We start from the raw sequence: 6,629 nt of genomic DNA, 5'->3' as shown, positions 1-6,629 counted from the left end.
TGCGCGTCGCGGCACGGCCCCGTGCGCGGGGGGCTGGACGCGCGGACGCGTCCGCCGCGGCCGGGGGCTCGACCGGGCGTGGCTCGACGGAATCCGGCGTCGCGGGGGTGTCTTGTGCAGGGGCGACCGGGTCGGTCGGGGGCACAGCGGGTGTCGGGTCGGCGGGGGGAGTCTTGCGAGGACGGGGTGATTTGGCCATGGAACTGGGGCGCCTCGAGGACCAGCACGAGAGGCGCTGATCGAGTGTAACGCACCGGTGCGACGCCCGGCCGGGTGTGCCGGCGGGCATCTGCGGTGGTGCTGGCGTCCGCCCCCGTCGTGCACAGGCAGCACCGCCGACGTGAGGACGTGAATCAGGCAGCGCCGGGCCGCGGTCCGGCCCGGCAGGCGGGGGGACTAGTCCTGCTGTTGGTCCGGCGTCTGGGTGGCCAGCAGACCGGGGGTCTTGCGAGCGAGCCAGTTGACGAGATGACGCGTCTCCCAGAACCGGGCCGGATTGCTCTTGGCGCCGAGGACCACGACCGCCACCTGGTCGCCCTGCGGCAGGCGCAACAGGGTCGCGAGGCAGTAGCCCGACTTCGAGATGAATCCGGTCTTGCCGCCGCGCACGTCGACGTCGCTGCCGACGAGGTGGTTGGTGTTGTGCAGCGTCACGGTGCGGGTCGGCGCCGTGAACGTGTAGTCCTTCATCCGCATGATCGAGGCGATGCGCTCATCGCCGGCGGCAAAGGAAATCAGGCGCGCCATGTCGAAGGCCGACGACATGTTGTCGGCGTACAACCCCGACGGATCGAAGTAGCGCGTGTTGGACAGGCCCAGTTCGGCGGCCTTCTGGTTCATCCGCTCGACGAACCCCAGCGGGCCGTAGAGGGAGGCACGGGCCAGCGTGCGGGCCGCGACGTTGTCCGACCCGATCAGCAGCAGGTGCAGCAGCTGCTGGATGGTGGCGCGGTCGTGGCGGCGGAGATAGGTGGTGGAGGCCCCGCGCAGGTCATCGGGATGAATCGTGACCTCGCGCGTCAGGTCGACCTCGTTCTCGAGGAAGGCCACGGCCGTCATCACCTTCGTGATGCTGGCAATCGAGCGCGGCGTCTGGGCGTTGCTCTCGTACAACACCTCGTGCGTCGCCGGGTTGTAGATGATCGCGGCCCCCGCACGCACGTCAGGGATGAGCTGGCCGTCGGCGCCGGTCTTGAACTGCGGCGTCTGGATGACGGCGAGTTGCCGGGCGTAGGCGAGTTGACGGGCGCGCGCCATGGCGAGGCGGCGCTGCCGGGACTTCGAGGCGGAATAGCGGGTCGTCCGGGCACGCGTGGCCGCCGAGCGCCGCGTCGTGGTCGCACGGCGGGTCGACGAGCGTGTCGGCTTCTTCTTCTGCGCAGCCGTGGTCGCCGCTTTGCCCTGGGAGCGGGGAGCGGCGGCCTCGGCCAGGACCGGCCCGCCGACGAGGGCGAGCGAGAAACCAAGCAGAAGGACCGCACGAAGCGATCGGAGTCCGGCGAGCTGGAGCATCAAGGAAGTCCTTGGTAGAGCGGGGGCCTCTGTCAGGAACATCGTCAGTCTAGCAGATTGCTTTACAGGTGTCGTTGCTGCAACCACTTGCACGGATCGCACGCGAAATCCATGCCGCTCGCCCGCGGTGTCCCGCCGCCTGCCCGGATGGCCCCGAAACGGTCCCGCCCGGGGCTCCCGCGCCTCAGGGCTGCGCGAGCGCCACGCCCAGCAGGATGGCCTGGCGCAGCCCCTCCACCGCTCCGGCCGTGTCGAACGATTCGTCGAGGGAATGCGCGCCTTCGCCCGTGCCACCGCCGCCGATGGTGATGGCCGGCACCCCACGAGCCATGGGCACGTTGGCGTCGGTGGACGACGTGTCCAGGACGACGCGCTGTCGGAGGGCGCTCAGGACCGAGCCCGCGGCCCGGACGATGTCGGACGTGTCGGGAGTCCGGCCAGCCGGTCGGTCTCCCACCAGGCGCACCTCCGCCGACACCTTGGCGGAGTGCCGCCAGCGAGCGTTCTCGGCCGTCACCGCCGCGTCGATGGCCTTGCGGACGCGTGCGTCGAGTTCGGCCAGCGACGCCGCCTCCTCGGACCGCAGGTCCACCTCCATCCAGCCCTCGAACGGGATGGAGTTGACCGAGGTCCCCCCGCCGACCCGCCCGACGTTGAAGGTCGTCTTCGGGGTGGTCGGCACCTCGAGGGCGCCGATGGCGGCGATGGCGCGCCCCATGGCATGCAGGGGATTGGGCAGCCCGAACGCCCCGTAGCTGTGCCCGCCCGGCCCCTTGAAGGTGACGCGGTACCGTTTGCTGCCGACGCCGCCGTTGGTGATCTCCAGCCCGGCGCCGTCGATGGAGACGAACCGGTCGATGCCGGCCAGGCCCTGCGGCCCGAACAGGTGCTTGACGCCGCGCAGGTCGCCCAGCCCCTCCTCCCCCACCGTGCCGACGAACGTGATGCGCCCGGGCGTGGCGACCCTCGCGTCCCGCAGGGCGCGGACCACGCCGAGCAGCACGGCCAGACCGCGGCAGTCGTCCGTAATCCCGGGGCCTCGGAGGCGCGTGCCGGTCCGGGTGACCTTTACCGGTGTCCCGGCCGGGAACACGGTATCGAGATGGGCGCTGTAGACGAGGTGCGGGCCGGTGGCGGTCCCGGGGCGCTCGCCGATGACGTTACCGACGGCGTCGATGCGTACGTTGGCGAGGCCCAGGGCCTGGAAGGCCTTCCGGTAGACCTGCGCGCGCGCCTTCTCGGCGAACGGGGGCGCCGGCACCTCGCACAGGGCCACCTGCTGCTCGAGGACCCAGGGTTCGAGGCTGTCAGCGAGGCGGACGGCGGCAGCCACGGGCGGCGCCTGCAACAACCGCGGGCCGATGTCGGCCGCGCCCTGCTGCGCCGCGGCCGTGCCGCCGACGCTGGAGGCGACGCTCAACGCCAGGGTGATCTGTCGAAGGTCCGTCAGTCGTGTATGCACGGCGTCAACGTATATGCGACGGCCATATCCGAGCACAAGCAGTCCAAGTTTTCGCAGGGCACATTCGGATTCGTGAACCTTATCGCCGCCGGACGTGGCACGGCCGTCATGCGAGCGTCGCCATTCCGCCACTCAGGACTGGCATGCTGCCGGGAAGTGGCCGCTTTTGCAGCGAGTTGATGGCGAACCGGCAGCCACCACGACATCGGCACGGTTCATGCTTAAGAATCGGATGCTGCGCGCATCAGGGCAACGGGGCCGGGACGACAAGGGGCAGGGTCATGAGCATCGTGAAATTGCTGGGGTTCGAGACGCTGGGCTGCGGCTGTGTGGTCGGACACTATCGGGATGCCGGCACCATCAGCGTGGTCACCTACGTGGAAGAGAAGGCCGTGACGTGCGGCGATGCGAGTCACCGCCGCAACCACGCCATGATGGCGCGTCGTCGCCGCGGTCCGATCGCCCCGTCGCCGGCACCGCTGCCGGCCGCCGCCTACCGCGCCGCCGTTCGCTAGGGCCGGTCCGCCAGGGCCCGCCGTGGTACGCTCCGGTCGCGTCATCGCGCCCGAGGCATGGACCTTCGCCAACTCGAAATCATCCGGGCCATTGCCGAGACCGGCTCCTTCACCGCCGCCGGCGAGAAGCTCAACGTCTCGCAGTCGGCGATCAGTCGGCAGGTCCTGCTGCTCGAGGAAGAACTCAACGAGGCCGTCTTCCTCCGGATCGGCCGCCGCATCCGCATCACCCCGGCGGGCGAGGCCCTGCTGCAACTGAGCCACCGGGTCTTCCTGGACCTGAAGGACACCGTCGCCAGGATCACCGACACGCAGGCGTCCCTGATCGGCCCGGTCCGGCTGGCGGGCGGCATGACGGTCAGCCTGTACGTCTTCCCTGCCCTGCTCCGCGACTTCCGCAAGCATCATCCCGACGCCGAGATCAAGATCACGGCGGGCGCCACCGACAAGTGCCTGGCGGGTCTGCGCTCGGGCACGGCCGACGTCGCCCTCCTGACACTGCCGATCAGCGACCCCGACCTGGTCACCGTGCCGGCCCTGCAGGAAGAGTTGCTCGTGGTGTCGTCGCCCAACCACCCGCTGGCCAGCAAGGCCCGGGTGACGCCGGCCGACCTCCGCGACCAGCCGTTCGTGCTGTTCGAGACCGGGTCGAACACGCGCCGGGTCGTCGACGAGTTCTTCCTGCGCAACCAGATCGTCCCGCAGATCGTCACCGAGACCGAGAACGTCGAGATCATCAAGGCCCTGGTGCGGGCCGGGTTGGGGCTGTCGATCATCTCGTATCAGAGCGTGGCCCGCGAGGTGGCGTCCGGCCAGTTCTTCTGCGCCCGCATCACCGGGCAGACCCTGATTCGCGAGACCGGGTGGGTCTACGTGCGCGCCAACCGCGTGCCGCGCGCGGTCCAGGAAGTGCTGGCGTCCTTCGATCGCGTCAAGCCGCGGCTGCGGGTCATCCCGCCGCCTGGCCGCGACCGCATCGGCCCCGACGTCCACGCCTGACCTCGGCTCGTGCGCCCATAAGGCGCGCCCGCTCATTCGATAACATCATTCTATTTCCACCGGCGGCCGCATCAGCAGTAGTGTGCGCGCAGCATGTGCTCTGCCACATGCCGCACCACAAGCCAGTACGCACGTCCCTCCTTGGGCTGGACGACTCGCACCCGTCCGGCCCCTTTTTGTCGGGCCACGGCGCCGCGGACTCCTGTCATAGCTTGTCCATCCACTCATGCGCATATCCACATCGCATGTAGAATTCCCGTGATGGCATTGACCGTAGGACTGCTCGGCTTCGGCACGGTGGGTCAGGCCGTGGCCCGCCTGATCGTCGAGCGCAGCGATGGCCTGCTGACGCTCTCGCACATCTTCAATCGCGACGTCGCCCGCAAGCGTGTCGCGTGGGTGCCGGACGCGGTCACCTGGACCGATCGCATCGACGACGTGCTCGAGGCCGATGTGGACGTGATCGTCGAGGTCGTCGGCGGACTGGATCCCGCCCGCACCTGGCACGAACGCGCGATCGACGCCGGGCGCCCCGTGGTCACCGCCAACAAGCAGCTGATCGCCACCCACGGCCAGGCGCTGCTGGGGCGCGCCGCCGAGCGCGGCGTCGATCTGCTGTTCGAGGCCGCCGTCGGTGGCGGCATCCCCGTGGTGCGCGGGCTCCGTGAAGGCATTGCGGGCGATCGCCTGACCAGCGTCTCGGGCATCCTCAACGGCACCTGCAACTACATCCTGACGCGGATGGAATCGGCCGGGCTGGCCTTCGATGTCGCGCTGCAGGAAGCGCAGGCGGCCGGCTTCGCCGAAGCCGATCCCACCGACGACCTCGAGGGCTACGACGCGCGCGCCAAACTGTGCATCCTGGCGCGGGTCGGCCTCGGCCTCGACCTGGCCCCGGCCGACGTCCCGTGCGAGAGCATCCGCACGATCAGCGACGACGACTTCGTGTACGCGCGGCGGCTGCAGGCCACCATCCGGCAAGTGTCGCGGGTGTCGGCCGCCGACGGTCAGGTGGAAGCGCGCGTCGGGCCGGCGCTGGTGCCGCTCACCTCGCCGCTCGCGCGCGTCATCGGCAGCCAGAACCTCATCGTCGCGGGGGGCGCCTACGGGCGGGAGACCACGTTCGCAGGCTACGGCGCCGGCGGCTTCCCCACCGCCGTCGCGGTGGTGTCCGATCTGCTGGCGATCGCTCGCCGCGCGGGCGGTGCCCCCGCGGCCTGGCCGAACACGACCGCGCCGTCCTCGGTCACCAACCTGCAGATGGCGCCGTACTACCTGCGCCTCGTGGTGCACGACCGTCCCGGGATCATCGCGAGCCTGGCGTCGATCTTCTCGGCGCATGCGATCAACATCGACGCGGTCCTGCAGGAACCGGGCGGCACGAAGGACCGTCTGCCGTTCGTGATCACGCTCGAAGCGTGTTCGACGGCCGCCATGGGCCAGGCGCTCGCCGAGATCGCGACGCTGCCCTTCCACGTCACGCCGCCGCTCTGCCTGCCGGTTCTCGCATGAGCGTCGCGCGTCCCCTCGGCAGCGTCGTCGTCCCGGCCTCGACGTCGAATCTGGGCCCGGGCTTCGATGCACTCGGCCTCGCGCTCGGTCTGTACCTGCGCGCCGACGTCACGAGCATCGTCGACGACGGACTCGGCGATCTGCGCTGCCGGTTCGCCGGGACCGTCCCGCCGGGGGACAACCTCATCGTCACGGGATTCCGCGCCGTGACGCAGGCCCTCGGGACCGCGGCCGGCGAGGGCCGCTCGCTCGACGTCACGGTGACCTGCGACATTCCTCCCTGCGCCGGGCTCGGCAGCAGCGCCGCCGCGCTCGTCGCCGGGGGCCGCCTCGCGGCCTTCGTCGTCGACGGCGTGACGGACGCGCTGATCATCGACGTCCTCACGGCCATCGAAGGACATCCCGACAACGTGACGGCCGCCACGCTCGGCGGCCTCGTCGCCGGCTGCGTCGACGCGCGCGGGCACGTCTGCGTGGTCGCGGCGCCCTGGCCCGACGGCGTCCGGCTCGAGGTCGCCACGCCCGGCCTGGCTCTGCCGACCAGGACCGCGCGCGCCGTGCTGCCGGCCCAGGTGTCGCGGCACGACGCCATCCACAACGTGCAGCGGACCGCGCTCCTGCTGCAGGCG

The 6,629-nt window shown here is 70.6% G+C and carries 6 protein-coding genes; 4 read left to right on the top strand and 2 right to left on the bottom strand.

The window, feature by feature from the left end:
- Positions 1 to 396 precede the first annotated feature (396 nt).
- On the bottom strand, positions 397 to 1,512 hold the full coding sequence (locus Q0C41_RS28640; protein WP_291989961.1) for a D-alanyl-D-alanine carboxypeptidase family protein: 1,116 nt from the start codon (positions 1,510 to 1,512) through the stop codon (positions 397 to 399).
- 184 nt (positions 1,513 to 1,696) lie between these two features.
- Complete coding sequence (locus Q0C41_RS28635) at positions 1,697 to 2,974, bottom strand: M20/M25/M40 family metallo-hydrolase (RefSeq protein WP_291989959.1); 1,278 nt, start codon at positions 2,972 to 2,974, stop codon at positions 1,697 to 1,699.
- A 281-nt stretch (positions 2,975 to 3,255) separates the two neighbouring features.
- Between Q0C41_RS28635 and Q0C41_RS28630 the strand changes: the two genes are divergently transcribed.
- The 4 genes from Q0C41_RS28630 to Q0C41_RS28615 all read left to right on the top strand — a co-directional run.
- The gene (locus Q0C41_RS28630; protein ID WP_291989957.1) at positions 3,256 to 3,489 is read left to right on the top strand and encodes a hypothetical protein; all 234 of its coding nucleotides are present in this window, start codon (positions 3,256 to 3,258) and stop codon (positions 3,487 to 3,489) included.
- 57 nt (positions 3,490 to 3,546) lie between these two features.
- Positions 3,547 to 4,488 carry a LysR family transcriptional regulator gene (locus Q0C41_RS28625; protein ID WP_291989955.1) on the top strand — a complete coding sequence of 314 codons (942 nt, stop codon included), beginning with the start codon at positions 3,547 to 3,549 and terminating at the stop codon, positions 4,486 to 4,488.
- A gap of 261 nt (positions 4,489 to 4,749) precedes the next feature.
- On the top strand, positions 4,750 to 6,000 hold the full coding sequence (locus Q0C41_RS28620) for a homoserine dehydrogenase (protein WP_291989953.1): 1,251 nt from the start codon (positions 4,750 to 4,752) through the stop codon (positions 5,998 to 6,000).
- The coding region (locus Q0C41_RS28615) for a homoserine kinase (RefSeq protein ID WP_367079320.1) at positions 5,997 to 6,629 on the top strand (633 nt) is incomplete at its 3' end. The genes Q0C41_RS28620 and Q0C41_RS28615, both read left to right, overlap by 4 nt.

The sequence above is a fragment of the Luteitalea sp. genome, assembly GCF_022842525.1.
In the GTDB taxonomy this organism is placed as follows: domain Bacteria; phylum Acidobacteriota; class Vicinamibacteria; order Vicinamibacterales; family Vicinamibacteraceae; genus Luteitalea.
Note: the sequence above shows the minus strand (reverse complement) of the source record. Positions and strands in the feature narration are given on the sequence as shown.

What these genes read in the sequence shown, in the direction of transcription:
- Q0C41_RS28640 (WP_291989961.1), bottom strand. Translation starts at nt 1,512, where the DNA reads ATGCTCCAGCTCGCCGGACTCCGATCGCTTCGTGCGGTCCTTCTGCTT.
- Q0C41_RS28630 (WP_291989957.1), top strand. Translation starts at nt 3,256, where the DNA reads ATGAGCATCGTGAAATTGCTGGGGTTCGAGACGCTGGGCTGCGGCTGT.
- Q0C41_RS28625 (WP_291989955.1), top strand. Translation starts at nt 3,547, where the DNA reads ATGGACCTTCGCCAACTCGAAATCATCCGGGCCATTGCCGAGACCGGC.
- Q0C41_RS28620 (WP_291989953.1), top strand. Translation starts at nt 4,750, where the DNA reads ATGGCATTGACCGTAGGACTGCTCGGCTTCGGCACGGTGGGTCAGGCC.